The organism is Variovorax sp. DAIF25 (assembly GCF_050711835.1).
GTDB lineage: Bacteria > Pseudomonadota > Gammaproteobacteria > Burkholderiales > Burkholderiaceae_C > Variovorax.
This window is the reverse complement of the sequence record NZ_CP136636.1, coordinates 4,575,750-4,599,499: the sequence shown is the minus strand read 5'-3', so window position 1 is coordinate 4,599,499 and position 23,750 is coordinate 4,575,750. Positions and strand designations below refer to the sequence as shown.

Sequence of the window (23,750 nt, the reverse complement as noted above, 5' to 3'; positions counted from 1 at the left end):
TCGGGCTCAGGGCGCGCAGCGCACCGACTCGGGACGGCGCGGCGGCAGTTGGGAATCGGGCGTGCCGCCCGGCGGGGTCAGCGCCTCGGCCGGCGGGCCGGCGGTGGCCGGGTCGTTGGGCACGAGGCCCGTGGCCGGGGGCAGGGCGATGGCGCCGCCACCCCCTCCGCCGCCGCCGCAGGCCGTGAGCGCGGTGGCGGCAAGCAGCGCCAGGGCGCAGGCCGCGCGTTGCATCGTTGGGTTGCGCATGCGTGTCTCTCCTCAGGGCACCAGCGTGGTCAGCGAACCGCGCGAGCGCGCGATCGACTCGATCTCGGCCGCGCTCAGCACGCGGTTCCAGGTCGCGAGCTCGGCGAAGTCGAAGCGCCCGGCGATGGTGTTGCTCGCATTGCCGTTGCGGTAGTTCGGGCCGTAGCCGCCGTCGCCGTCCTCGTTGAGCGAGAAGCCCTTGTTGAGGCCGTTGAGCGCGGCCGCGAAGGCGCTGGTCAGCGTGGCCGAGCTGCTCTGCAGGCCCAGCGCCGGATCGAAGACGTAGTAGCTCACCTTCAGCGCCGGCACGTCGACCGTCATCGCGACATAGGCCCAGGTGTTGGCGCTGAAGCCCAGGTCCTTGTCGCCAAGGCGCGCGCCGCCGCGGCCGATGTTGAAGCGCAGGGCGCTGCCGTACTGGCCGATCGCGAGGCCCGGGTTGTTGCCGCTGCCCCAGTCCTTGTTCGAGATCACCGGCATGCCAGAGCGCGTGGCGTCGGAGCGGAACCAGAAGCCGAAGCTGAAGGGCGCCGTGGTGCTGGTCACGCTGGCCGTGGGGACCGAATAGCCGCCGTCGCAGGCCGCGCAGACCGTGGCGCCGGTGTAGTCGGTCGACAGCAGCGCGCGGGTGCCGCTGCCCAGCGGTCCGTCGCCGGCTGCCGCGTAGATCGCGGTGGCGCCCTTGACCCAGGGCGCGAAGACCTGGCCACCGGCGATGCGGTCGCCGAGCGCGCCGTTCAGCGGGAACAGGTGCGTGAGGCCGTTGGCCACGCTGGGCAGCAGCACGATCGGCTTCACGTAGTCGAGCGAGGCGCGCAGCGAGACCGGTGTCCTGTCGGCCACCACGGTGTAGTCGTAGGCGTAGGTGCCGCTGGCGTCGAAGGGCATCGTGGTGTCCTCGAAGCCGAGGGCGGTGCCGGGCAGCGTGGCCACGGCCGCGCCGTCGCGCAGCACCGTGATCGAGGCGACCGGGGCCGGCAGCGTCCAGCTCAGGCGGATGCCGTTGCGCTTGTCGTTGGCCACCGCGGCGAGCTGGCGCACGCCCGGCGCGCCCAGCAGCGGCGCGCCGTCGATCGCGTACTTGTCGGCCGCGGGCAGGGCCGACAGATGGGTCAGCAGGGTGGGTGCGATGTCGGCCGTGGAGGCATGGCCGTACCAGTCCGCGATGTTCGCGGGCAGCCCGGCGGGCGCGCTCGCGTCGAGGTTGGCGCGGCGGTCGAGCACCAGCGCGGTCGCGAGGTTCGACGGCACCGGGATGCCGTCGGCCACGCCGGTGGCGCCCAGGCCGTGGGTGGTGGCGACGACCACCAGCCAGTCCTCCTGCGGCTGGGCCGCGCGGCGCCGCGCCAGCGCGGAGCGCAGCGTGGCGATCTGCTTGTCGACCTGCGCGAGCGCGTTCTGGTAGTCGGTGCCGTAGCCCGCCACGTCGGCGACCTGCGCCGGGCCCTGGTAGTCGGCCACCACGAGGTCGTAGCCGCCGCTCTCGAGCGCGCCCGCGGCCTCGGTCGAGACGCAGTCGTCGCTGCCGTCGCAGTCCTTCGCGAGCTCGAGGTAGCCCGCGGCCTTGTCGGTGCGCAGCAGTTGCGGCAGGCCGCTCCAGCTCGCGACCACCGCGCTGCGGGTGTCGGCGCGGCGTTGCTTGAGCAGCTTGAAGACGGTGTCGGCGCCGAAGGCCTGGCCTTCGTAGTTGGAGCGGATCTCGTGCCGGTCGGCCCAGCCGCCGGTCAGCAGCGTGGCCCACGACGGCCCGTCGGTGGCCTGCTGCTGCGTGCGCTGGCCGAGCACGCCGCCGGTGTAGGAAGGCAGCAAGGTGCCCAGGCCTTGCAGCGCGGGCATGCGCGCGTCGCCGAGCGCCTGCTGCAGAGCCGCGTATTGCACGCCGTCGACGCCGATGACCAGCGCCTTGGGACGCGGTGCCGGCGCGGGGGAGGGCGCGGGTGCAGGGGCCGGCGCGGGCGGCGGAACGGGAAGGAAGGGGGTCGAACCACCGCCACCGCCGCCGCAGGCGGCCAGCAGTAGCACGGGGGTCAGGCACAGGGCGGCGCGCGCGAGGCGGCCTCTCGGCGTTGTCATCGGGGAACTCCGGCAGGTCAAGAACGCCGGGGCGGGCACTCAAGTCCGCCCCGGCACGAAGGCATTCCTGGTCGTGCGTGGCTTGCCGGCGATCGATGCATTCATGTGCACTTGGGCAGATGAATGTGATTTACAACAAAATCCACAAATACAACCAATGCCTCGAATGCTGCGCGAGCCGCATGACAGAGCCGCGACAGAGCCGCAACAGCGCCGATCGACAGAGGAACGAGGAAGCGCCGTTACACCCGATACAGCCGGGACGCCCGCCGCCCCGCTCGCGCTGGCAGCGCGGGGCTCCCGTTCCTACCATGCGGTCTCGTCCAACCACTCTCTCGCAATCCCACACCCATGAACACACCGATCCGACGCCGTACGCTCCTCGCCGCCGCCAGCGCGGTCCCGCTCGCGAGCGCCTGCGCCGCCTGGTCCGCCGCCGCCGGCCCGGACGCCGAGGCCCGGCTCGCGGCGCTCGAGCGCGACTGCGGCGGCCGCCTGGGCGTGCACGCGCTCGACACCGGCAGCGGCGCGCGCATCGCGCACCGCGGCAACGAGCTGTTTCCGATGTGCAGCACCTTCAAGCTGATGCTCGCGGCCGCGATCCTGCAGCGCGGCACCGCGCAGGAACCGGCGCTGCTCGAGCGCCGCCTGAGCTACACCCGCGCCCACCTGCTGCCGAACTCGCCGATCACCGAGAAGCACCTGGCCGACGGCATGACCGTGGCCGAGTTGTGCGCCGCCACGCTGCAGTACAGCGACAACGCCGCGGCCAACCTGCTGATGCACCAGCTCGGCGGGCCGGCCGGCGTCACGGCCTATGCGCGCGCCATCGGCGACACGGTGTTCCGCCTCGACCGCTGGGAGACCGAGCTCAACAGCGCCATCCCCGGCGATCCGCGCGACACCACCAGCCCGGCCGCGATGGCCGCCAGCGTGCAGCGGCTGGTGCTCGGCGATGCCCTGGCCGCGCCGCAGCGCGCGCGGCTCGAGGCCTGGCTGCGCGGCAACACCACCAACAAGGAGCGCTTCCTGGCCGGCGTGCCGGCCGGCTGGGCCGTGGGCGACAAGACCGGCGCGGGCGACTACGGCACCAACAACGACGTCGGCGTGCTGTGGCCGGCTTCGGGCGCGCCGCTGGTGCTCGCGGTGTACCTGACCTTCCCGGGCGACAAGGGCGCCAGGACGCGCAACGACGTGGTGGCCTCGGCGGTGCGCATCGTGGCGAACGCGATGCGGGGCTGAGCGCCCGCGCTGCCCCGGGGCCGCAATGCCGTACCCGCCCCATCGGGCACTGCGCGGTGCGCCTGCGCCCGCGCGCCATCGGCGGGACAATGGCCGCGCCTTGCGCGCCCCGCGCGGCCAGGGCATCCAGCCAGAGCCCCCGCCGCATGTCGTCCCCGCCCGCCGTCTCCACCTCCTCGTCCACCCCCCAGGCCTCGTTCTCGCTGTGGCGCATCGCGGTGCCGGCCTTCGGCCCCTCGCTGCTGTTCGGCATCGGGGAGGGCGCGATCCTGCCGATCGTGCCGCTCACGGCGCGCGAGCTCGGCGCCTCGGTGCCGATGGCGGCGCTGGTGATGGCGCTGATCGGCATCGGCTCGCTGCTCAACAACATCCCGGCCTCGATGATCACCATGCGCTGGGGCGAGCGCTGGGCCATCGTGGCGGCCGGCGCCTGGAGCGCGCTCGGCATGGCGCTGTGCGTGTGGACCTCGCACCTGGGCCTGTTCGCGCTCGGCTGCTTCATGGTCGGCATGTCGCAGGCGGTCTACAACCTCGCGCGCCAGAGCTACATGAGCGAGGCGGTGCCGGTCGAGTACCGCGCGCGGGCGCTGTCCACGCTGGGCGGCGTGATGCGCATCGGCATGTTCATCGGCCCCTTCCTGGCGGCCGGCGCGGTGCATTTCTTCGGCCTGATGGCGGCCTACGTGCTCGGCATCGTGGCGGTGGCCGGCGCGGCCATCCTGGGCGCGCGCATTCCCGACCTCGAGTTGCCGCCCGCGCCGCCGGGCCAGGCCGCGCCCGCCAGGCCCACCATCGTCTCGACCCTGCGCGACCATCGCCGCGTGTTCCTCACGCTGGGCATCGCCGTGACCTTGGTCAGCGCGGTGCGCGCCTCGCGCCAGGCCGTGATCCCGCTGTGGGCCGACCATCTCGCGCTGGCGCCCTCGGTGGCCTCGCTGATCTACGGCATGGCCGGCGGCATCGACATGCTGGTGTTCTACCCGGCCGGCAAGGTGATGGACCAGAAGGGCCGGCGCTGGGTCGCGGTGCCATCGATGCTGATCATGGGGCTCGCGATGCTGCTGATGCCGCTGACCACGGGTGCCGCCACGCTGCTGGTCGCGGCGCTGGCCATCGGCTTCGGCAACGGCATCGGCTCGGGAATGATCATGACCCTGGGCGCCGACCATTCGCCGCGCCATGGCCGCGCGCACTTCCTCGGCGTGTGGCGGCTGATGTCCGACATCGGCGCTTCCTGCGGGCCGGCGCTGCTGTCCTTCCTCGCGGGCAGCCTCTCGCTGGCCGCGGGCATCGCGGTCACGGGCGGGCTCGCCTTCGCCGCGGCCGGCGTGCTGGCCCACTGGATTCCGCGCCGCACGCCGGGCCACGAGGCCTAGCGCCGCCTATCATTCACCCCACACAGGGGTCCCACACACACATGTCCAATCTCATCGTCCACGGCGGTACGCCGCTGCGCGGCCGCATCACGCCGTCGGCCAACAAGAACGCGGTGCTGCCGATCCTCTGCGCCACGTTGCTCACGCGCGAGCCGCTGCGCCTGCACGGCGTGCCCGACATCACCGACGTGCGCAAGATCCTCGACATCTTCCGCACGCTGGGCAGCGAGGTGCAGCTCGACCACGCCACCGGCACGCTCGCGCTGCACCACCGCGACACCGTGTTCGACGCCGCCGCCCACCGGCTGCCCGAGGAGATGCGCTCCTCGATCATGCTGGTGCCGCCGCTGCTGGCGCGCTTCGGCGTGGCGCGGCTCGAGGACAACGTCAAGGGCTGCACCCTGGGCGTGCGCGAGATCGATCCGCACGTCGAGGTGTTCCGCAGCTTCGGCGGCCAGGTCGAGCGCGCCGAGGGCTCGCTGCTGGTGCGCACCGACGGGCGCCTGGTGCCCACCGACCACTGGCTCGACTACGCCTCGGTCACCACCACCGAGAATTTCGTGCTGTGCGCGGTCGGCGCCGAGGGCACCTCGACCCTGACCAATGCCGCCTCCGAGCCGCACGTGCAGGAGTTCTGCCGCTTCATGGCCATGATCGGCGCGCGCATCGACGGCATCGGCACCTCGCGCCTCACGGTGCATGGCGGCCATGCGCTGGGTGGCGGCGAGTTCCGCTTCGACGAGGACTTCCACGAGATCACCACCTTCCTCGCGCTCGGCGCCATCACCGGCGGCGACGTGGTGGTGCGCAACAGCGCGCCGGCCAACTTCCCGCTGATCGACCGCACCTTCGCCAAGTTCGGCGTGCAGATCGTGCACGAGGACGGCTGGTCGCGCGCCGTGCGCTCGGGGCCGCTGAAGGTGCAGACCCCGTTCACCGCCAACGTGCTGACCAAGGTCGAGGCCGCGCCGTGGCCGTACTTCCCGGTCGACCTGCTGCCGATCTTCATCGCGCTGGGCGTGCGCGCGCAGGGCAACGCGATGTTCTGGAACAAGGTCTACGACGGCGCGCTGGGCTGGACCGGCGAGCTCTCGAAGTTCGGTGCCCACGTGTTCTCGTCCGACCCGCACCGGCTCATCACCTTCGGCGGCGCGCCGCTGGTGCCCGCGGTGGTCGAGAGCCCCTACATCATCCGCGTGGCGATCGCGCTGTTCATGGTGGCCTCGAGCATCGAGGGCCGCTCCGAGATCCGCAACGCCACGCCGATCCGCCGCGCGCACCCGCGCTTCGTCGAGAACCTGCGCAGCCTGGGCGTGCAGGTGGAGTGGACCAGCGAGGAGTGACAAGGTGTGAATAAACCTACTGCGCGCCCCGATCTCGCACCTGCGGTCCTCACCGTACGTGAGTACGGCTGCGGTCCTCGGCGCGACCTCGGTGCGCTCGCCACGGTTTCTTCACACCTTGTGAGCGTTCCGGCCGCCGTGTTTCACGGCGCCGCGCGCCGCAGCAGCCCGGCCTCGATCGAGGCCTCGAGCCGGTCCACCACGTCCCAGTGGCGCAGCAGCAGCCCGTCCTTCGTCTCGTAGCGGTCCGCGGTCGCGAAGCGCAGCGCGCGGCCGGTGGGCGGCGCGCCGAGGAAGTTGCCGGTGTGGGTGCCGGCCCACTGGGTCATCGCCATCAGCTGCGTGCCCTCGACCAGCACCACCTGCTCGAGCGGCCGCAGGTCGGGCAGGCCCGCGAGCAGCAGGCGCGCGAAGTCGGCGTACATGGCCGGACCACGGCCGCGCAGCATCGGCGAGCTGCTGCTGAACTCGGGGTGCAGGAAGCGGGCGATCGCGTCGAATTCGTGGCGTTCGAACACCGCGTGGCGGAATGCGAGGAAGCTGGCGCGAAGATCCTCGCTCGCCGAGGAAGAGGTGGTGGAGGTCATGCAGGCTCGTGAAGCGCAACGGCGGGCGGCCAGTGTGTCGCCGCGAGCTCGCGCGGCGCGATGACCGCCGCGGTCATTGACGAAGCCGCGCGCGCCTCGTGACCGCGCTACAGCACGAACCAGCCCACCGCCACGTAATGGCTGACCGTGCCCGCGAGCACGAACAGGTGCCACACCGCATGCGCATGCCGGAAGCCGCGGCGGTTGCGGTAGAAGACCGTGCCCGCGGTGTAGAGCACGGCGCCGATCAGGAGCCATGCGAGGCCGCCGCCCTCGAGCTGCATCGCCAGCGGCACGGCCGCCGCGATCGCGAGCCAGCCCATGCCGATGTACAGCGGCAGCGAGGGCTTCACGGGTGCGCCGCGCGCGGCCATCAGCTCGCGCCGGATGCCGACCGCGGCCGCGCCCCACATCGCCAGCAGCGGCACCCAGGCCCAGGCGCCTTCGAGCATCACCAGCGCGAACGGGGTGTAGGTGCCGGCGATCAGCAGGTAGATCGCGCAATGGTCGGCGCATTCCCACAGGCGCTTCCGCCGGCCGCGCGTGCTGTGGAACAGGGTGGAGGCCGCGTAGAGCGCGACCGCCGAGAGCGAGAACACGAGCGAGCCGGCGATCTTCGCCGGGTCGCCCGTGGGCAGGGTCTTGGCCAGCAGCAGCACGGCCGCCGGCAGGGCGAGCAGCAGGCCGAGCAGGTGGCTGTACCCGTTGAGTCGTTCGCCCGGGTACATGGTGTGCCGCCTGCTTGCTTCGGTCAGTCCGCCGCGTGCCGGCTCAGCGGCCGGTTTCCTTCAGGTAGTCCTGGCGCGCGGCGAAGGCCGTGTTCGCGAAGTCCGAGAACACGCCGTCGATGCCGGCGCGGAAGTACGCGAGGTACTCGGCCTTCGGGTCCTTCTTGAACACGCCCGCGAGGTACTTCTGCTCGTTGCGGAAGGTGTAGCTGTGCACGAACAGGCCGGCCTTGTGCGCGTCGGCGATCAGCGCGGTGGGCTTGATCGTGTTCACGTCGGCCAGCGTGCCGCCGGTCTTGAACGGCACGATGGTGTGGGCCATCACCTGCGGCTTCCACGGGCCGATGCCGTCGGCATAGGTCTTCACCTCGGCCAGGCCGGCGGGGGTGAGCATCTCGCCGAACCAGCGCGGGTCGCCCGCGAGCGTCCAGCTGTAGGGGCGGCCGTCGACGAAGGTGTAGACGTCGTTCGTGACGTAGATCATCTCGCCGGTCTTGAAGTCGATGGCGTTGCCGTCGACCAGCTGTACCGAGCGCGCCTTCAGGCCGGCCGAGCGCAGGTACTTCAGGCTCACCGGGTCGAAGCTCTGCACGAAGATCGGCGCGTCCTTGCGGTTCAGGTCGTTGGCGTTCATCGCCTTGAGCAGCGCGTCTTCCAGCGGATGGCTGCCGGCCGGGCCGCAGCCGTTGGCGATCGCCTGGGCGTTGTTCCAGATCGGGTTCTTGGTTTCCGGGTACACGGTGATCGTGCGGCCGGTGGCCTTGGCCTTGGCACGCATGATGTCGATCACTTCCTGGAAGCTCAGGATCGGCAGCTTGCCGTTCAGGTCGGTCGGGCGCTCGTCCTTCGCGTCGTAGGTGGTGCCGTGGATCCACTGCTTGAGCTCGGCCAGCGTGAAGTCGGTGATCGACCAGTCGTTGGTGTGGTCCTCGCCGTCGACGATCAGCGACTTGAGCACCGACTTCGGATCCTTGGGATCGGTCAGGTCGCTCAGGTACTGCGACGGGCCGTTCGCCGGGATCGCCGGGTACTTCACGTCGACCAGCACGCCGGCCACGGTGCGCTTGCGCGCTGCCACGGTGGCGTTGGTCTTGGCCACGTCGGCGATGTCGGTGTTGTCGCTGAGCCAGGGGTTGTGGCGCGCGACCAGCACGCAGTCCTTGGTCAGGTGCAGGTCGGTCTCGAGCGAATCGGCGCCGGCATCGGCGGCCGCTTCGTAGGCCTTCTGGGTTTCCTCGGGAAAGAGGCCGGGCAGGCCGCGATGGCCGATCACCAGCGGCACCGAGCCGTCGAGCGTGCCCAGCGGCGCCGGGGCGGGCGCCGGTGCCGGCGCGGGGGCGGGCGGCAGGACCGGGACGAAGGCGCTGCCGCCACCACCACCGCCGCAGGCGGCGATGACGAGGCTGCCGCCGAGCGCGACGAAGGCGGCACGCAGGGGACGGGGTGCGGGTGCAGGAACGGCTGTTTTCTTCATGTTGGAGTTTCGCGTTGCGTTGCGTTGAGGGGTGCCGAAGGCCGGCGGATGCTAGGTTTGGCGGATGACGGTACGGTGACCGTGGGCGCGCAAGCAACACGGGCGTCCATGCGCCCGAAGCGCGGTGACATCGAGCGTCACCGCGGCGTCATCGAAGGCCTTGTGTCTAGTCGAAGCGCGGTCGCGCCTCGGACCACTTGAGCAGCCCGTCGAGCACCGGGCACAGCGACTGGCCCCAGTCGCTCAGGCGGTATTCGACCTTCGGCGGCACCTGCGAATGCACGGTGCGCAGCACCAGGCCGTCGGCCTCGAGCTGGCGCAGCTGCTGCGTCAGCATCTTCTGCGACACCGCGGGTATCGCCTGCTCGAGTTCGGAGAAACGAAGCACCTTGCCGCCGAAGAGCTGGAACAGGATCACCAGCTTCCAGCGGCCCTCGATCCAGCCCAGCGTGCGCTCGACCTGCGCGGCCGCGCTGGCCGGCGTGTAGGCGACGGGGTTACCTGCGAGTACGGGCCTTACTTCTTCGTGCGTTCTTGTCATGGCCCGAGGGTATCCCTAGCCTCGATGCATCGCCAACAAGGACCTTTCTCATGACCGACATGCATCGACCTTCCTCCCTGCCTTTCTCGTTCGACCCCGCGGAGTTCGCGGGCCGCCGCGTGCTCGTCACCGGCGGCACCAAGGGCATGGGCCAGGCCATCGTGCGCCGCCTCGCCGCGAGCGGTGCGCGCGTCGCCGTCACCGCGCGCAGCGCCCCCGAGGCGGCCGACAGCGACGGCGCCGAGCTCTTCGTCGCGGCCGACATCGCCACGCCCGCGGGCGTGGCGCAGGTCGCCGAGCGCACGCTCGCGGCCTTCGGCGGGCTCGACATCCTCGTCAACAACGTCGGCGGCTCGGGCGCCTCGCCCGGCGGCGCGCTCGCGCTCGACGATGCGCAATGGCAGGCGGCGCTCGACACCAACCTGCTCGCGGCCGTGCGCCTCGACCGCGCCTTCCTGCCTTCGATGCTCGCGCAGGGCGAGGGCAGCATCGTGCACATCTCCTCGATCCAGCGCCGGCTGCCGCTGTACGAATCCACGCTCGCCTATGCCGCGGCCAAGGCGGCGCTCACCACCTACAGCAAGGGCCTGTCGAAGGAGTTCGGCCCGCGCGGCGTGCGCGTGAACACGGTGGCGCCGGGCTACATCGAGACCGGCGCCGCGCGCGCCTTCGTCGAGCGGCTCGCGGCGGGCGCGGGCAGCGACTACGCGAGCGCGCGCCAGGGCGTGATGGATGCGCTCGGCGGCATCCCGATCGGCCGGCCCGGCCTGCCCGAGGAGGTGGCCGAGCTCGTGGCCTTCCTGGTGTCGCGGCGCGCGGCCTCGATCCACGGCAGCGAGTACGTGATCGACGGCGGCACGGTGCCGGTCGTGTAGGCGCACGAGGGCGCCGCTACGCCGCTACCTGAGCGCGCCGAAGCGCTCGGCATAGAGCGCCGTCACCCAGTCCACGAACACGCGCACGCGCGGCGACAGCAGCCGGTGCTGCGGGTAGAGCACCGAATAGACCATCGGTGGGCAGGGCGTATCGGCGAGGACCTCGACCAGCGTGCCGGCGCGCAACTGGCGCTCGATGTGATAGCGCGGCACCTGGATGATCCCGCAGCCCTGCTCGGCGCAGGTCTTGTAGCTGTCGGCGTTGTTCACGCTGATCCAGTCGGGCAGCACGACCTGCTCGACGCGCCCGTTGACCTCGAACAGGTAGGGGAAGTGGTCGGGCCGCGAGGACGAGAAGAAGTTCACCGCCAGGTGCTGCTGGCTCAGCAGGTCGGCCGGTGTCAGCGGCGTGCCGCGTTCGGCCAGGTAGGCCGGGCTCGCGCAGGTCACTTGCGGCAGCAGCGCGAGCCGGCGCGTGACCAGCGAGGAGTCCTTGGGCTCGCCCGCGCGCACCACGCAATCCACGCCTTCGCGCACCAGTTCCACGAGCCGGTCGCCGCTGCCCACGGCGAGCACGATGTTCGGATAGCGCGCATGGAAGTCGCCGATGCGCGGCAGCACGATGTCGTTGGCGGCCGCGCCGTGGATGTCGATGCGCAGCCGCCCGCGCGGATTGACCGCGAGCTGCGCGAGCGAGGACTCGGCGTCCTCGAGTTCGAGCAGCAGGTGGCGGCAGCGCTCGTAGTAGGCCTGACCATCGACCGTGGTGCGCACCTGGCGCGTGGTGCGCTCGAGCAGGCGCACCTGCAGCCGGGCCTCGAGCTCCTTGATCGCATGGGTGGCCGTGGCGCGCGGCAGCTCGAGCGCGGCCGCGGCCTGCGTGAAGCTGCCGAGCTCCACGATGCGGGTGAACAGGCGCATGGCATCGAAGCGGTCCATGGAATGAGTTCGGTGGATTGTTGGCGGCCATTGAATTGTATTGGCGAGATTCGCGTATTTATTCGCCAGTTCAGAACAGAGAGACTGCCAGCGCGCGGCCATCCCGCCGCGCCTCGTCACCCTTTCCTTCCGAGGAGCGACCCCCATGCAGTTGATCTTTCCGCGCCTGCGCGGCACCTATGACCGCTTCGAGCCGCTGAGCTACGCGCTGCTGCGCCTGGCTTTCGGCCTGATGCTCGTGACCCACGGCCTGCCCAAGCTGCTGGGCCGCAGCCACGGCAGCATGGCCGACCCGATGAAGGGCTCGGTCAACCTGATCGCCAACGTGCTGCACCTGCCGGGCGCCGAGCTGCTGGGCTGGTTCGTCGCCCTCCTCGAGGGCGTGGGCGGGCTGATGCTGGCGGCCGGCCTGTTCACGCGCGTGGTCGCCGCGATGGTCGCGGTGCAGATGCTGGTCATCTGCTACGTGATGGGCCCGACCTTCCCGTGGATCGACCGCGGCTTCGAATACCCGCTGATGCTGTTCTTCATCGCGCTGTGCCTGCTGGCGCGCGGCGGCGGCCGGCTGTCGCTCGATGCGCGCATCGGGCGCGAGGTCTGAGCAGAAGAAGAAAAAAGAAAGGACGCCACGATGAACCCCACCCCATCCCCCGGCACCGGCGCGCCCGCGCTGAGCCGCCGCACCTTCATGATGAGCACCGCGGCCGGTGCCGCCGGTGCCGCGAGTGTCGCGAGCACCGGCCTGGCGAACGCACAGGACACAGCGCCCGCGCCGCCGCGCATCGACACCCGCGTCGTCATCAACGGCCAGCCGCATGCGCTGCAGCTCGAGCCGCGCGCCTCGCTGCTCGACGTGCTGCGCGAGCAGCTCGGCCTCACGGGCGCCAAGAAGGGCTGCGACCACGGCCAGTGCGGTGCCTGCACCGTCCACCTCGACGGCCGGCGCGTCGCCTCCTGCCTCACGCTGGGCGTGAAGACCGACGGCTGCGCCGTCACCACCATCGAGGGCATCGCCGCGCCCGACGGCACGCTGCATCCGATGCAGCAGGCCTTCGTCGACCACGATGCGCTGCAGTGCGGCTACTGCACGCCGGGCCAGGTGATGGCCGCCATCGCCTGCGTGCGCGAGGGCCATGCCACCAGCGAGGCGCAGATCCGCGAGTACATGAGCGGCAACCTCTGTCGCTGCGGTGCCTACGCCGGCATCCTCGAGGCGATCCGCGATGCCGCCCCGCGCATGCGCGCCGAGACCGAAGGCATGGAGGGCCGCCGCCATGCATGACTTCGCCTACCACCGGCCGCGCAGCAGCGCCGAGGCCGTGCAGCTGCTCTCGCGCAGCCAGCCCGGCGCTCGCTACTTCGCGGGCGGCACCACCCTGTTCGACCTGATGAAGCTCGGCGTGGAAGCGCCGGCCACCGTCGTCGACATCGGCCGCATCGAGGGCCTGCGCGAGATCGACGCCAGCGACCGGGCCGAGCTGCGCATCGGCGCGCTCGCCGCGATGAGCGACGTGGCCGAGCATCCCGTGGTGCAGCGCGAGTTCACCGCGTTGTCGGAATCGCTGTGGAAGGCCGCCTCGCAGCAGCTGCGCAACATGGCGAGCGTGGGCGGCAACCTGCTGCAGCGCACGCGCTGCGCCTATTTCCGCGGCGGCCCCGAGTTCGCCTGCAACAAGCGCGTGCCCGGCAGCGGCTGCGCGGCGCTGGCCGGCGTGAACCGCGGCCACGCGGTGCTCGGCGGCAGCGAGGCCTGCGTGGCGGTCTATCCGGGCGACTGGGCGGTGGCGCTCACGGCCTTCGACGCGCAGGTCGACACGCTGAGCCCGCGCGGCGAACGCACGGTGGCCGTGCGCGAGCTGCACCGCGCGCCCGGCGCCACGCCGCACCTCGAGACCGTGCTTGCGGCCGACGAGCTGATCGTGCGCATCCGCGTGCCGCGCACGCCGGCGGGCAGGGCCTCCACGTACCACAAGATCCGCGACCGCGAGTCCTATGCCTTCGCGCTGGCCTCGGCGGCCGTGGGCCTGCACCTGCGCGCCAACCGCGTGGTCGATGCGCGCATCGCGCTCGGCGGCGTGGCCACGCACCCGTGGCGCGCGCTCGAGGCCGAGCGCAGCCTGGTCGGGCGGCCTTTCACGCAGGCCGCGGCGCGGCGCGCGGCCGAGATCGCGTTCGCGCAGGCCAGGCCGCTCGAACACAACGGCTTCAAGGTGGCGCTCGGCATCGAGACGGTGACCGACGCGCTGATGCTGGCCCGGGACAGGAGCTGAAAAATGGCAACCACGACAAGCAACCCCCAACGCGGCGCGCGGCCCGGTGCCGAGCGCGTCGATGCGCACGACAAGGTGCGCGGCGCCACCCGCTATGCGGCCGACGATGCGCGCGCCGGCCTGCTGCATGCCGCGCTCGTGCCATCGCGCATCGCGCGCGGCAGCGTGGCGCGCATCGACACCGGCGCCGCCGAGCGCGTGCGCGGCGTGCGCAAGGTCTACACGCACCAGAACATCGGCGCCTTCGAATCGGGCGGTTTCCTGATGGGCGGCGGCTTCGGCTTCCAGAGCTTCTATCCGCTGCGCTCGGCGCAGATCGCCTACCGCGGCCAGACCGTCGCGATGGTGGTCGCCGACACGCTCGAGGCCGCGCGCGAGGCGGCGGCCCTGGTGGAGGTGCGCTACGAGGCCCAGCCCTTCGTCGCGGGCATCGATGCGCCCGACGCGCAGCCGCAGGCCCAGTCCGCGCTGCTGCCGCAGCCGATGTTCGCCGACCGCCGCGTGGGCGATGCCGAGGCCGCGCTGGCCGCGGCGGCCTTCACGGTGGAGGCGCGCTACGAGCTGCCGATCCAGCACCAGAACCCGATGGAGATCATCGCGACCGTGGCCGAATGGAACGAGGGCGTACTGACCGTGCGCGAGCCGACGCAGAACGCCGAGGGCGTGCGCCACGGCCTCGCGAAGCAGCTCGGCATGGAGCCGGCGCGCGTGCGCGTGCTCTCGCCTACGCTCGGCGGCGGCTTCGGGCAGAAGAACTCGCTGCAGTCGCACACCGCGGCGGTGGCGATCGCCGCGCGCGAGCTCGGCCGGCCGGTCAAGCTGGTGCTGACGCGCGCGCAGCTGTTCCACAACGCCAGCTTCCGGCCTGCGAGCCGCCACCACGTGCGCCTGGGCGCGGACCGCGAGGGCCGGCTGGTCGCGGCGGTGCACGACATCGACCAGCAGACCTCGCGTCACGACCTCTTTCCCTCGAGCGGCAGCGAGATCACCTCGCGGCTGTACGGCGTGAAGCACTTCCTCGGCCGCGACCGGCTGGTGCGCACCGACGTGCAGACGCCGGGCTACATGCGCGCGCCCTTCGAGCATCCGGCCGCCTTCGCGTTCGAGAGCGCGGTCGACGAGATGGCGTACCTGCTGGGCCGAGACCCGGTGGCCTTCCGGCTCGGCAACGACACCGCGGTCGATCCGCTGACCGGCAAGCCCTTCTCCTCGCGCCACCTGGCCGAGTGCCTGGTGCAGGGCAGCGAGGCCTTCGGCTGGGCGCGGCGCGACATGGCGCCGGGTTCGATGCGCGCCGCCGACGGCAGCCGCATCGGCTGGGGCGTGGCCGTGGGCGCCTACAAGGCCGCGATGGCGCCGGCCTTCGCCACCGTGGGTCTGGCCGGCGACGGCCGCGTGCGCGTGGCCGTGGGCGGCCACGAGATGGGGCAGGGCATGCGCACCGCGATCGCGCTCACCGTGTCACGCGTGCTCGGCGCGCCGGTGGCCGCGGTGGAGATCGCGCTCGGCGACACCGGTGCCGCGCCGCAGCACCTGACGGCCGGCTCCTGGGGCACCGCGACCGCGCTGCCGCCGGTGCAGGAGGCGGCGCAGCGGCTGATGGAAGACCTGCGCACCCACGCCCCCGGCGCGGGCACGAACGCCACCGCGCTCGAACTGCTGCGCGCCTCGGGCCGCGCGCAGGCCGAGGCCGAGAGCCGGCGTCGCGCACCCGGCCAGCCCGAGCAGGTCTACGGCCGGCTCACGGGCGGGCTGCCGGCCGCGGCCGGGCCGGTCTATCCCGACTACGTGGGCTTCAGCTTCATCGCGCACTTCGTCGAGGTGCGCATCGAGCCGACCACGCGTCGCATCCGCGTGCCGCGCGTGGTGAGCGTGGCCGACTGCGGCGCGGTCGCGAGTCCGCGCACCGCGCGCAGCCAGGTCGAGGGCGGCGTGGTCTGGGGCATCGGCGCCGCGCTGCGCGAGGCCAGCGAGGTCGATCCGCGCCATGGCGGCTTCCTCAACGCCGACCTGGCCGAGTACGTGCTGCCGGTGGCGGCCGACATCGGCCGCATCGAGGTCGGCTTCGTCGGCAAGCCCGACACGCGCTTCAACGCGCTCGGCGTGAAGGGACTCGGCGAGGTCGCGATGGTGGGCGTGGCGCCCGCGATCGTGAACGCGGTGTTCCATGCCACGGGCAAGCGGCTGCGGCGGCTGCCGCTGCGGCTGGAGGATCTGCTCGACTGAATTCGGGGACCGGACGCAGAGGACGCGAAGGTTTCGCGAAGGGCGCGAAAGAATGCAAGCAAGGAATGGTGATCGCCTCGCATGCGTGGCGCTTCTCGTCCGCGCGACCGTCGATCGCGCACGGCCCCCTTCAAGGCTGTTCTTTTGCGTCTTTCGCGCAACCTTCGCGCCCTCTGCGTACGGCTGTCCGATCCCGATCCCCGATCGAGTCGCGACCAGGCCTCAAACCTCCAAGCCGCCCTGCAGCAGCCCGGCGAGCGTGCCCACCAGCGCCTCGCGCTGCGGCGCGGGCCGCCACAGCGCGCGCACCGCCTGCAGCGCGCCGGCCGCGCCCTGGCCGCTCTCCCATTCGGGATGGCTGCGCGCCGGCTGCGCGGCACGCAGCGCGGCGGCGATGGCCTCGCCGGCCGCGTCGGCGCCGGCGTCCACCGCCTCGATGCGCTGCGTGGCGGCATGGCCGCGGCGCTCGAGCGCGCGCGCGAGCTGCAGCTGCCAGGCCGCGAGCGTGAACAGCACGCCGTCCTCCACCGTGAGCTCGTGCACGTCACGCAGCTTGTTCGCGAGCTTGCGGCCCAGCGGGCCCCAGCCCTGCGAGACCGCGCTGCCGATCGCGCTGCCCAGCGCCACGCCGGCGCCGAGCGAGAGGCCGGCCACCGCGAGATCGGCCACCGCGCCGACCGCGGCGCCGATGGCCGCGCCCTTGCCCAGGCGCAGGCCCGCGTCCTTCATCGCCTCGGGGTTGAAGAAGTCGAGCGCCCAGCGGCCCTCGATCATCGGCAGCGGCGCCTCGGCCGCGTCGCCCTGGCGAAAGCCGTAGAGCGCGAGCAGGTCGTCGGCGCAGCGCTGCGCCTTGTCGAACACGGTCTTGCGCAGCGCGGCGACCAGCGCGTCGCGGCGCGCGGGATCGGCGAACTCGGTGGCCGGCACGCTGCGCCGCAGCGCGGTGGCGTCGACCAGCAGCTCGGCCACGCGCGCGGCGGCCGCGCGGCGCCGCGCCGCGGCCTCGGCCTCGAGCGCATCGGCCACGCCGCGCAGCAGTTCGCGCCGGTCGCGCAGCAGCGTCGCGAGGTCGCCGTAGAGATCGCGCTCGGCGCCCACGAAGGGCGCGGCCGCGTCGAAGCGCACCTGCACGTGCAGGCCGTAGGCCGAGAGCAGTTCCTTCCAGGCGGCTTCGCGGCTGGCCGCGTCGCGCACGAAGTTGAGCACCGGCAGCACCGGCCGCGCGCAGGCATTGAGCAGCTCGATCTCGTCGCGGAACTTGGGCAGCACCGGTTCGCGCACGTCGATCACGAGGAAGGCGGCGTCGATGTCGAGCATGGCGCGCAGCACCTTGGCTTCCTGCTCGAAGGCGCCGTGCGCCTCGGGGCCCTGCAGGAAGCGGCGGATGCGCTCGGGCGGCGTGGCCTGGCCCGCGGGATCGATGCGCGCGAGATGCTCGCGCAGGGCCACCGCGTCCTCGAGGCCCGGCGTGTCGTAGAAGCGCACGGTGGGGCGACCGTCGATCTCGAGGTCGACCGACTCGACATGGCGCGTGGTGCCGGGGCGGTCGGACACCGCGCCGAAATCGATGCGCCGCGTGAGCGTGCGCAGCAGCGAGGTCTTGCCGGCATTGGTGTGGCCGACGACGGCGATGCGGATCGGCTCGCTCATGGCGCAACGGTGTCGGTGGAGCCCAGCAACTCGCCGAGCGAGGTGCCCGCGGCCACGCGTTCGAGGCCGGCGTCGCGCAGCCACGCGAGCCAGCGCGCGATCGCCGGGCCGTCGTTGCCGCCCTCGGCGATCAGCCACAGGCGGCACTCGCCGCTGTGCGCGAGCAGGTCGCGCACGAAGCGCTCGGTGCCGCGGTCGGGGCTCGCGGCCGCGCGGCAGGCCAGCACCACGCAGCGCGGCCGTGCGAGCGCGAGCCGGTCGAGCAGCGCGCGGCGCTCGGGCGCGCTGCCGTCGATGCGCTCGAGCTGCAGGTCCGCGGGCAGGCCCTCGGGCGGCCAGCCGATGTCGGGCGGCAGTTCGAAGCCGACCAGCACGCGCAGGTCGCGCAGGTCCGCGGGCGCGAGGCCCACGGGCGCCTCGCGCGCGCGGCGGCCCGGATCGGCATCGACGATGGCGCTGGGCGCGAGCGCCGCGAAGCGGGCCGCGAGCTGGCGGTAGTAGGGCGCGTCGAGCGCGGGCTGCAGCGCCTGGCGCCGATGGCGCCACACGGCGGTGCTCCAGAGCAGCAGCACGAGGCGCGGCAGCAGCCCGTAGGTGAGGATGCAGCCCGTGAGCCACAGCGCCCAGGTGCGCTGGCCCGAGGCCGGCGGCGCGGTGGCCAGCACGGTGGCGGCGTCGGGCACCGGGAAGCCCAGGCGCGACGGCGCCCAGCCCAGCGCATCGACCGCGCGCACGAAGAAGGCGGGATCGAGGATGGTGGTTTCCCAGCTCAGCGTGTAGCTGCGGAAGGCCAGCGCGAACAGCATCGCCGCGAGCACCACCGCGAAGGACAGCGACCAGATGCCGTGGCTCACGATGCCGAAGGCCCAGGGCAGCAGCCTCGCGCGGCCCAGCAGGCCGGTGGTGGCGCGCACGAGCAGCGGCGCCTGGCCGTGCCGGCCGCCGGCCACGCGCGCGGTCAGCGAGAGCCAGATCCAGCCCAGCGAGGCCGCGCTGAACGAGGCCAGCGGCAGCCACAGCCCGAGCAGCCACAGCAGCAGCGTCAGCAGGTGCACGCCGAGCAGGCTCACGAGCGCGACGATCACGTTGATGTGACGCTCGCCGCCGCCCACCACGTTGCCCGCGAGCGCGAGGCCGGCGACGACGATGAGGGCCACGAGCCCGAGCAGCACCCAGGGCGACCATTGGCGCGCGCGCCGCAGTTCGGCCTGCAATCCGAGTCGTTCGCCGAGCTGGCGCGCGCGTTCGGCGATGCGTGCCGGCGTGTGCGGCGCCTGCGCGGCGATGCGCATGGCCTGCGCGTCGTCGAGCGGGCCGTTCTGCTCGGCCCATCGGATCGCCTCGGTGATCACCGCATCGGAAAAGTCGGGGTTCTCGCGCAGTGCGGTGGTGGTCAACAGCGTCCCTTCGCGAACAGAGGCAGGGCCGGCGGAAAGCCGACGATGAGCCCTCGGCCGAGGGCGGCTCAGCGCGCGGATTATGCCCGGCGCCCCCAAAGCAAAACGGGGCCGCAGCGCGGCCCCGTTCCTCTCTGGCGTGTGGATGGTTCGAGGGGGACTGACGTCTTTCAGCGCAGGCCGAAGAACGAAAGCACGGCCACGACCACGACGACCAGACCGACGATGTAAATGATGGAATTCACCGCGAGCACTCCACGTTGTTGACGATGGTCCCAGCATCACGGCGCAGGGGGTACCCAGGGTGTCGGCGGGGGGCGGCGGGTTCTGTAGGACTTGCAGGGCCGGTCGTGACATACCTTCCGCTGCCCGGGTCGGCCTAGCAGGCTGTTGAATTTCTCCGGGGAACTGCTGGTTCGGGAAGAGACTGATGCTGGTACGGTTGAAGTGACGCAACGACGTGGGGTGATACCGATGCGCGGATCAGATGGGATGCAGGAAGGCCTGTTCACGCTGGCCAAACTTGATGACTTCGTGCCGCCAGACCATCCGCTGCGAGCCATCCACGGGCTGGTCAATGAGGCACTGGTCGGCTTGAACGGTCTGTTCAACACGATCTACGCCGAGACTGGGCGAGCGTCGATTGCCCCCGAGAAGTTGCTACGGGCAATGCTGATCCAGGTGTTCTTCTCCGTGCGCAGCGAACGGCAACTGATGGAGCAGGTTCGCTACAACCTGCTATTTCGTTGGTTCATCGGGCTGGCCATCGATGACGAGGTCTGGGACCACTCAGTCTTTTCCAAGAACCGTGATCGCCTGCTGGAGCACGCTGTCGTCGAGAGCTTCTTCGCCCAGGTGATGCGACTGGCTGACAAGCGCAAGCTGCTGAGCAAGGAGCACTTCTCGGTGGACGGCACGCTCATCCAGGCTTGGGCCAGTCACAAGAGCTTCTTGCCCAAGGACGGCGACGGGCCCGGGGCGGGTGGCGGCCCCGCAGGTCGCAACCAGGAGCGCGATTGGAAGGGCCGACCACGCAGCAACGATACGCACCAGAGCAAGACAGATCCGGATGCCAGACTGTTCCGCAAGGGCGCCAGCACTGCAGCGATCCTGGCGTATCAAGGCCATGTGCTGATGGAGAACCGCAACGGTCTGGTTGTTGGCGCGGTGGTTACGTACGCCGACGGCTACGGCGAGCGCTCGGCAGCATTGGCGATGCTCGACACCGTCCCCGGAGCACACCGTAAGACGGTCGCAGCCGACAAGGGCTACGACACGCGAGACTTCATCGCCGACTGCCGCAAGCGCGGCGTGACGCCGCACGTGGCCAGCCACACGACGCGTTGGGGTGGCAGCGCCGTCGATGGACGAACGACTCGTCACGCCGGCTACGCTGCCAGCCAGGTCGTGCGCAAGCGCATCGAAGAGCACTTCGGCTGGGCGAAGACGGTCGGGAGGATACGACAGACGATGTACCGCGGACTCCAGCGTGTCGACCAGCAGTTCAAGCTCACCATGACGGCCAGCAATATCGTGCGGATGGCTCGAATGCTGTGCATTGGGCCTCAAAGGGCTGTGCAATGAGCCCACGAACGGCCCCCTGCCCGACGTGTGGCGCACGTGCGCAAAGCCTCATCGGTCCAAACCGACAGCCAAGCCCTGGCCAATTCGGCTTCAACCGCCTGATCAAGCTAACCAATCGACGTTTGCAACGTCGAATTTCAACAGCCTGCTAGGACTTCGTCTTGCGCGCCGGCTTCGAGGGCGCCTCGGGCCCGAGTGCCTGCTGCAGCAGCCAGCGCATCGCGGCACGCACCTCGGCGGCATCGGCGCCCGCCTCGATCTCGAGCGCGGCGCGGTCGAAGGCGGCCGACAGCAGCTGCGAGAGCGCATCGAGCGAGACCTCGCCGCGGCCCATGCCGGCCTCGGCCAGTCCCTGGCGCAGCGAACGGGCCGCGTTCGCATCGTCCATCGCCATGATCTCCGCCATGCCGAGCACGGCCGGCCCGTCGATCAGCAGCAGCCGGGTGCGGCCCGGCACGGTCATCGCGCGCAGGTAGGCATCGCTGCCGATCAGCAGCGCCTCGCGCGGCGCCAGCGCCTCGGGCGTGGCGGCCGCGATCTCGGCGGCCACCGCGCGCGACTCCTGCTCGAGCACATGGCGAAACAGGTCGCGCTTGTCGGCGTAGTGGTGATAGAGCGCGCCGCGCGTGATGCCGGCCGCGGCCACGATGTCGGGCGTGGAGGTCTGGCCATAGCCCTGGTCGACGAAGAGGGCGCGCGCCGCCTCGGTCAGCGCCTGGCGCGTGGTCTCGGTGCGCTCCTTGTTGGTCCGGATGATCTTGGAGGTCATTTACATGCAGACTGTATGTATGTATATTCAATCAAACATACAGACTGTATGTCAGTTTCAGCCATCCCAAGGAGCCCTCATGAAAGTCACGAGCTACTACCCGGTCATCATGACCAATGACGTCGCCGGCACGGCGGACTTCTACCAGCGCCACTTCGGCTTCGCGCCGCTGTTCACGAGCGACTGGTACGTGCACCTGCAACTGGAGGGCGAGCCCTCGGTCAACCTCGCGGTGCTCGACGGCCGGCACGAGACCATTCCCGCCGCGGGCCGCGGCAAGGTGGCGGGCGGGCTGCTGTTGAACTTCGAGGTGGACGATCCCGATGCGGTGTACGACCGCCTGGCCGCGGCCGGCCTGCCGGTGCTGCTGCCGCTGCGCGACGAGGCCTTCGGCCAGCGCCACTTCATCACCAGCGACCCGAACGGGGTGCTGATCGACATCATCAAGCCGATCCCGCCGAGCGGGGAGTTCGTGGCGCAGTACGAGGCGGGCGCGCTGCCGACCTGATCGGCCCGATCGGTCGGCGGCGAGGCTCAGGCCAGCGCCGCCTCTTCCTCGTCGAGCGCGTCGCCCAGGAAGCCGCCGCTCTGGTGCGCCCACAGCCGCGCATAGAGCCCGCCCTTGGCCATCAGCGTGCGGTGGTCGCCTTCCTCCACCACGCGGCCCTCGTCGAGCACGATCAGCCGGTCCATCGCCGCGATGGTCGACAGCCGGTGCGCGATCGCGATCACGGTCTTGCCTTCCATCAGCGTGTAGAGGCTCTGCTGGATCGCGGCCTCGACCTCGGAGTCGAGCGCGCTGGTGGCCTCGTCGAGCAGCAGGATCGGCGCGTCCTTGAGCATCACGCGCGCGATCGCGATGCGCTGGCGCTGGCCGCCCGAGAGCTTCACGCCGCGCTCGCCCACGTGGGCCTCGTAGCCGTGGCGCCCGCTGGCGTCGCCCAGCGTGCCGATGAAGTCGTGCGCCTCGGCGCGGCGCGCGGCGGCCTCGATCTGCGCCGGCGTCGCGTCGGGACGGCCGTAGGCGATGTTGTCGGCCACCGAGCGGTGCATCAGCGAGGTGTCCTGCGTCACCATGCCGATGTGGCTGCGCAGCGAATCCTGCGTGGCCAGCGCGATGTCCTGGCCGTCGATCAGGATGCGGCCGCTCTCCAGGTCGTGGAAGCGCAGCAGCAGGTTCACCAGCGTCGACTTGCCGGCGCCCGAGCGGCCCACCAGGCCGATCTTCTCGCCGGGCGCCACCGTCAGCGTGAGGTCCTCGATCACGCGCCGGCCGCCGGCCGCGCCGTAGCGGAAGCTCGCATGCTCGAAGCGCACCTCGCCGCGCGGCACCTCGAGCGGCTTGGCGCCCGGCGCATCGAGCACGGCGCGCGGGCGCGACAGCGTCTTCATGCCGTCCTGCACCGTGCCGATGTTCTCGAACAGGCTGGTCATCTCCCACATGATCCAGTGCGACATGCCCTGCAGCCGGAGCGCCATGGCGGTGGCCGCGGCCACCGCGCCCACGCCGACCGCGCCGGTGGACCACAGCCACAGCGCCGTGCCCGCCATGCCTGCGGTCAGGCCCATGCTCAGCGTGTGGTTGACGATCTCGAAGGCGCTCACCAGCCGCATCTGGCCGTAGCCGGTGTGCATGAACTCGCGCATCGCGTCGCGCGCGAAGCCGGCCTCGCGCTGCGTGTGCGAGAACAGCTTCACCGTCGCGATGTTGGTGTAGGCATCGGTCACGCGGCCGGTCATCAGCGCGCGCGCATCGGCCTGCGCCTTGCCGACCGCGCCCAGGCGTGGCACGAAGTAGATCAGCGCGCCGATGTAGAAGGCCAGCCAGATCACGAACGGCCAGATCAGCTGCGCGTCGAGCACGCCCACCAGCACGATCATGGTGGCGACATACACGCCCATCGCCACCAGCACGTCGGCCAGCACGAACACGGTCTCGCGCACCGCGAGCGCGGTCTGCATCACCTTGGCCGTGATGCGGCCCGCGAACTCGTCCTGGTAGAAGGCCATGCTCTGGCCCAGCATCAGGCGGTGGAAGTTCCAGCGCAGCCGCATCGGCAGGTTGATCGCGAGCGTCTGGTGCTTGACGATGGTCTGCAGCGCGACCACCGCGATGCTGGCGACCAGCAGCCCGGCCATCCATGCGAGCGTGGTGCCGCGGTCTTCCCACAGGCGCGAGGGCGCCTGGCCGCCGAGCCAGTCGACCACGCGTCCGAGCAGCGCGAACAGCAGCGCCTCGAAGGTCGACATCACGGCGGTGAGCACCGCCATCGCGAGGATCTTGCCGCGCACGCCCTGCGTGCAGGCCCAGAGGAAGGCGAAGAAGCCTTGCGGCGGAAGCGGAGGTTCGGCGGCGGGGTAGGGGTGTAGAAGTTTTTCGAAGAAACGGAACAAGGACTGACTCTCCCGAAGAGCCGAAGACTGTAG

At 71.4% G+C, this 23,750-nt stretch carries 21 protein-coding genes; 10 read left to right on the top strand and 11 right to left on the bottom strand.

The genetic code is table 11. The features are described from left to right. Positions 1-6 precede the first annotated feature (6 nt). Both R0232_RS21305 and R0232_RS21300 read right to left on the bottom strand, forming a co-directional pair. Positions 7-249, bottom strand: coding sequence for a hypothetical protein (locus tag R0232_RS21305; RefSeq protein ID WP_431509323.1), 243 nt, complete (start codon positions 247-249; stop codon positions 7-9). Positions 250-261: 12 nt separating this feature from the next. Next, positions 262-2,322, bottom strand: coding sequence for a LamG-like jellyroll fold domain-containing protein (locus R0232_RS21300; RefSeq protein ID WP_431509322.1), 2,061 nt, complete (start codon positions 2,320-2,322; stop codon positions 262-264). A 351-nt stretch (positions 2,323-2,673) separates the two neighbouring features. Between R0232_RS21300 and bla the strand changes: the two genes are divergently transcribed. The 3 genes from bla to R0232_RS21285 all read left to right on the top strand — a co-directional run bounded on the left by bla (position 2,674) and on the right by R0232_RS21285 (position 6,283). Next, positions 2,674-3,564 carry a class A beta-lactamase gene (bla, locus tag R0232_RS21295; RefSeq protein WP_431509321.1) on the top strand — a complete coding sequence of 297 codons (891 nt, stop codon included), beginning with the start codon at positions 2,674-2,676 and terminating at the stop codon, positions 3,562-3,564. 146 nt (positions 3,565-3,710) lie between these two features. Then, complete coding sequence (locus tag R0232_RS21290; RefSeq protein ID WP_431509320.1) at positions 3,711-4,940, top strand: MFS transporter; 1,230 nt, start codon at positions 3,711-3,713, stop codon at positions 4,938-4,940. 41 nt (positions 4,941-4,981) lie between these two features. Then, positions 4,982-6,283 carry a UDP-N-acetylglucosamine 1-carboxyvinyltransferase gene (locus R0232_RS21285; protein WP_093344681.1) on the top strand — a complete coding sequence of 434 codons (1,302 nt, stop codon included), beginning with the start codon at positions 4,982-4,984 and terminating at the stop codon, positions 6,281-6,283. A gap of 143 nt (positions 6,284-6,426) precedes the next feature. On the opposite strand, the gene R0232_RS21280 is transcribed toward R0232_RS21285, so the two are convergent. From R0232_RS21280 to R0232_RS21265, 4 genes are all read right to left on the bottom strand, one after another. After that, positions 6,427-6,870, bottom strand: coding sequence for an ester cyclase (locus R0232_RS21280; protein WP_431509319.1), 444 nt, complete (start codon positions 6,868-6,870; stop codon positions 6,427-6,429). A 107-nt stretch (positions 6,871-6,977) separates the two neighbouring features. After that, entirely contained in the window at positions 6,978-7,598 is a 621-nt protein-coding gene (gene trhA / locus R0232_RS21275; RefSeq protein ID WP_093344676.1) for a PAQR family membrane homeostasis protein TrhA, read from the bottom strand. Between the two features lie 43 nt (positions 7,599-7,641). Continuing rightward, positions 7,642-9,072, bottom strand: coding sequence for a glycerophosphodiester phosphodiesterase family protein (locus R0232_RS21270; protein ID WP_431509318.1), 1,431 nt, complete (start codon positions 9,070-9,072; stop codon positions 7,642-7,644). A gap of 166 nt (positions 9,073-9,238) precedes the next feature. Further along, positions 9,239-9,613: a winged helix-turn-helix transcriptional regulator gene (locus R0232_RS21265; protein ID WP_431509317.1), complete on the bottom strand. Its 375-nt coding sequence runs from the start codon at positions 9,611-9,613 to the stop codon at positions 9,239-9,241. Between the two features lie 50 nt (positions 9,614-9,663). On the opposite strand from R0232_RS21265, the gene R0232_RS21260 reads away from it, so the two are divergent. After that, the gene (locus tag R0232_RS21260; protein ID WP_431509316.1) at positions 9,664-10,488 is read left to right on the top strand and encodes an SDR family oxidoreductase; all 825 of its coding nucleotides are present in this window, start codon (positions 9,664-9,666) and stop codon (positions 10,486-10,488) included. Between the two features lie 24 nt (positions 10,489-10,512). On the opposite strand, the gene R0232_RS21255 is transcribed toward R0232_RS21260, so the two are convergent. Further along, entirely contained in the window at positions 10,513-11,427 is a 915-nt protein-coding gene (locus R0232_RS21255) for a LysR family transcriptional regulator (protein WP_431509315.1), read from the bottom strand. Between the two features lie 145 nt (positions 11,428-11,572). Here R0232_RS21255 and R0232_RS21250 point away from each other — a divergent pair, with 145 nt between their 5' ends. The 4 genes from R0232_RS21250 to R0232_RS21235 are packed head-to-tail and all read left to right on the top strand — an operon-like array spanning position 11,573 to position 15,923. After that, positions 11,573-12,028, top strand: coding sequence for a DoxX family protein (locus tag R0232_RS21250; protein WP_057597412.1), 456 nt, complete (start codon positions 11,573-11,575; stop codon positions 12,026-12,028). A gap of 30 nt (positions 12,029-12,058) precedes the next feature. Further along, entirely contained in the window at positions 12,059-12,709 is a 651-nt protein-coding gene (locus tag R0232_RS21245; RefSeq protein WP_431509314.1) for a (2Fe-2S)-binding protein, read from the top strand. Then, a complete protein-coding gene (locus tag R0232_RS21240; RefSeq protein ID WP_431509313.1) occupies positions 12,702-13,697 on the top strand; it encodes an FAD binding domain-containing protein in 996 nt (331 codons plus the stop codon). The genes R0232_RS21245 and R0232_RS21240 overlap by 8 nt, the downstream gene beginning before the upstream one ends. Before the next feature lie 3 nt (positions 13,698-13,700). After that, positions 13,701-15,923 carry a xanthine dehydrogenase family protein molybdopterin-binding subunit gene (locus R0232_RS21235; RefSeq protein ID WP_431509312.1) on the top strand — a complete coding sequence of 741 codons (2,223 nt, stop codon included), beginning with the start codon at positions 13,701-13,703 and terminating at the stop codon, positions 15,921-15,923. Between the two features lie 222 nt (positions 15,924-16,145). On the opposite strand, the gene R0232_RS21230 is transcribed toward R0232_RS21235, so the two are convergent. Then, positions 16,146-17,573, bottom strand: coding sequence for a GTPase/DUF3482 domain-containing protein (locus tag R0232_RS21230; protein WP_431509311.1), 1,428 nt, complete (start codon positions 17,571-17,573; stop codon positions 16,146-16,148). Then, a complete protein-coding gene (locus R0232_RS21225) occupies positions 17,570-18,970 on the bottom strand; it encodes a DUF2868 domain-containing protein (protein WP_431509310.1) in 1,401 nt (466 codons plus the stop codon). The genes R0232_RS21230 and R0232_RS21225 overlap by 4 nt, the downstream gene beginning before the upstream one ends. 474 nt (positions 18,971-19,444) lie before the next feature. Here R0232_RS21225 and R0232_RS21220 point away from each other — a divergent pair, with 474 nt between their 5' ends. Next, complete coding sequence (locus tag R0232_RS21220; RefSeq protein WP_431512875.1) at positions 19,445-20,554, top strand: IS5 family transposase; 1,110 nt, start codon at positions 19,445-19,447, stop codon at positions 20,552-20,554. A gap of 148 nt (positions 20,555-20,702) precedes the next feature. Here R0232_RS21220 and R0232_RS21215 read toward each other — a convergent pair whose 3' ends face one another. Next, on the bottom strand, positions 20,703-21,323 hold the full coding sequence (locus R0232_RS21215; RefSeq protein ID WP_431509309.1) for a TetR/AcrR family transcriptional regulator: 621 nt from the start codon (positions 21,321-21,323) through the stop codon (positions 20,703-20,705). A gap of 79 nt (positions 21,324-21,402) precedes the next feature. Here R0232_RS21215 and R0232_RS21210 point away from each other — a divergent pair, with 79 nt between their 5' ends. Further along, positions 21,403-21,831 (top strand): VOC family protein, encoded by a 429-nt coding sequence (locus R0232_RS21210; RefSeq protein ID WP_431509308.1) that lies wholly within the window; start codon positions 21,403-21,405, stop codon positions 21,829-21,831. Positions 21,832-21,857: 26 nt separating this feature from the next. Here the strand turns inward: R0232_RS21210 and R0232_RS21205 are convergent, their stop codons facing one another. Continuing rightward, complete coding sequence (locus R0232_RS21205) at positions 21,858-23,717, bottom strand: ABC transporter ATP-binding protein (protein WP_093344647.1); 1,860 nt, start codon at positions 23,715-23,717, stop codon at positions 21,858-21,860. Between the last annotated feature and the right edge of the window lie 33 nt (positions 23,718-23,750).

What these genes read in the sequence shown, in the direction of transcription:
- R0232_RS21250 (WP_057597412.1), top strand. Translation starts at nt 11,573, where the DNA reads ATGCAGTTGATCTTTCCGCGCCTGCGCGGCACCTATGACCGCTTCGAG.
- R0232_RS21290 (WP_431509320.1), top strand. Translation starts at nt 3,711, where the DNA reads ATGTCGTCCCCGCCCGCCGTCTCCACCTCCTCGTCCACCCCCCAGGCC.
- R0232_RS21210 (WP_431509308.1), top strand. Translation starts at nt 21,403, where the DNA reads ATGAAAGTCACGAGCTACTACCCGGTCATCATGACCAATGACGTCGCC.
- R0232_RS21285 (WP_093344681.1), top strand. Translation starts at nt 4,982, where the DNA reads ATGTCCAATCTCATCGTCCACGGCGGTACGCCGCTGCGCGGCCGCATC.
- R0232_RS21215 (WP_431509309.1), bottom strand. Translation starts at nt 21,323, where the DNA reads ATGACCTCCAAGATCATCCGGACCAACAAGGAGCGCACCGAGACCACG.
- R0232_RS21255 (WP_431509315.1), bottom strand. Translation starts at nt 11,427, where the DNA reads ATGGACCGCTTCGATGCCATGCGCCTGTTCACCCGCATCGTGGAGCTC.
- R0232_RS21305 (WP_431509323.1), bottom strand. Translation starts at nt 249, where the DNA reads ATGCGCAACCCAACGATGCAACGCGCGGCCTGCGCCCTGGCGCTGCTT.
- R0232_RS21270 (WP_431509318.1), bottom strand. Translation starts at nt 9,072, where the DNA reads ATGAAGAAAACAGCCGTTCCTGCACCCGCACCCCGTCCCCTGCGTGCC.
- R0232_RS21235 (WP_431509312.1), top strand. Translation starts at nt 13,701, where the DNA reads ATGGCAACCACGACAAGCAACCCCCAACGCGGCGCGCGGCCCGGTGCC.
- R0232_RS21220 (WP_431512875.1), top strand. Translation starts at nt 19,445, where the DNA reads ATGCGCGGATCAGATGGGATGCAGGAAGGCCTGTTCACGCTGGCCAAA.
- trhA (WP_093344676.1), bottom strand. Translation starts at nt 7,598, where the DNA reads ATGTACCCGGGCGAACGACTCAACGGGTACAGCCACCTGCTCGGCCTG.
- R0232_RS21265 (WP_431509317.1), bottom strand. Translation starts at nt 9,613, where the DNA reads ATGACAAGAACGCACGAAGAAGTAAGGCCCGTACTCGCAGGTAACCCC.
- R0232_RS21245 (WP_431509314.1), top strand. Translation starts at nt 12,059, where the DNA reads ATGAACCCCACCCCATCCCCCGGCACCGGCGCGCCCGCGCTGAGCCGC.
- R0232_RS21300 (WP_431509322.1), bottom strand. Translation starts at nt 2,322, where the DNA reads ATGACAACGCCGAGAGGCCGCCTCGCGCGCGCCGCCCTGTGCCTGACC.
- bla (WP_431509321.1), top strand. Translation starts at nt 2,674, where the DNA reads ATGAACACACCGATCCGACGCCGTACGCTCCTCGCCGCCGCCAGCGCG.
- R0232_RS21280 (WP_431509319.1), bottom strand. Translation starts at nt 6,870, where the DNA reads ATGACCTCCACCACCTCTTCCTCGGCGAGCGAGGATCTTCGCGCCAGC.
- R0232_RS21240 (WP_431509313.1), top strand. Translation starts at nt 12,702, where the DNA reads ATGCATGACTTCGCCTACCACCGGCCGCGCAGCAGCGCCGAGGCCGTG.
- R0232_RS21230 (WP_431509311.1), bottom strand. Translation starts at nt 17,573, where the DNA reads ATGAGCGAGCCGATCCGCATCGCCGTCGTCGGCCACACCAATGCCGGC.
- R0232_RS21260 (WP_431509316.1), top strand. Translation starts at nt 9,664, where the DNA reads ATGACCGACATGCATCGACCTTCCTCCCTGCCTTTCTCGTTCGACCCC.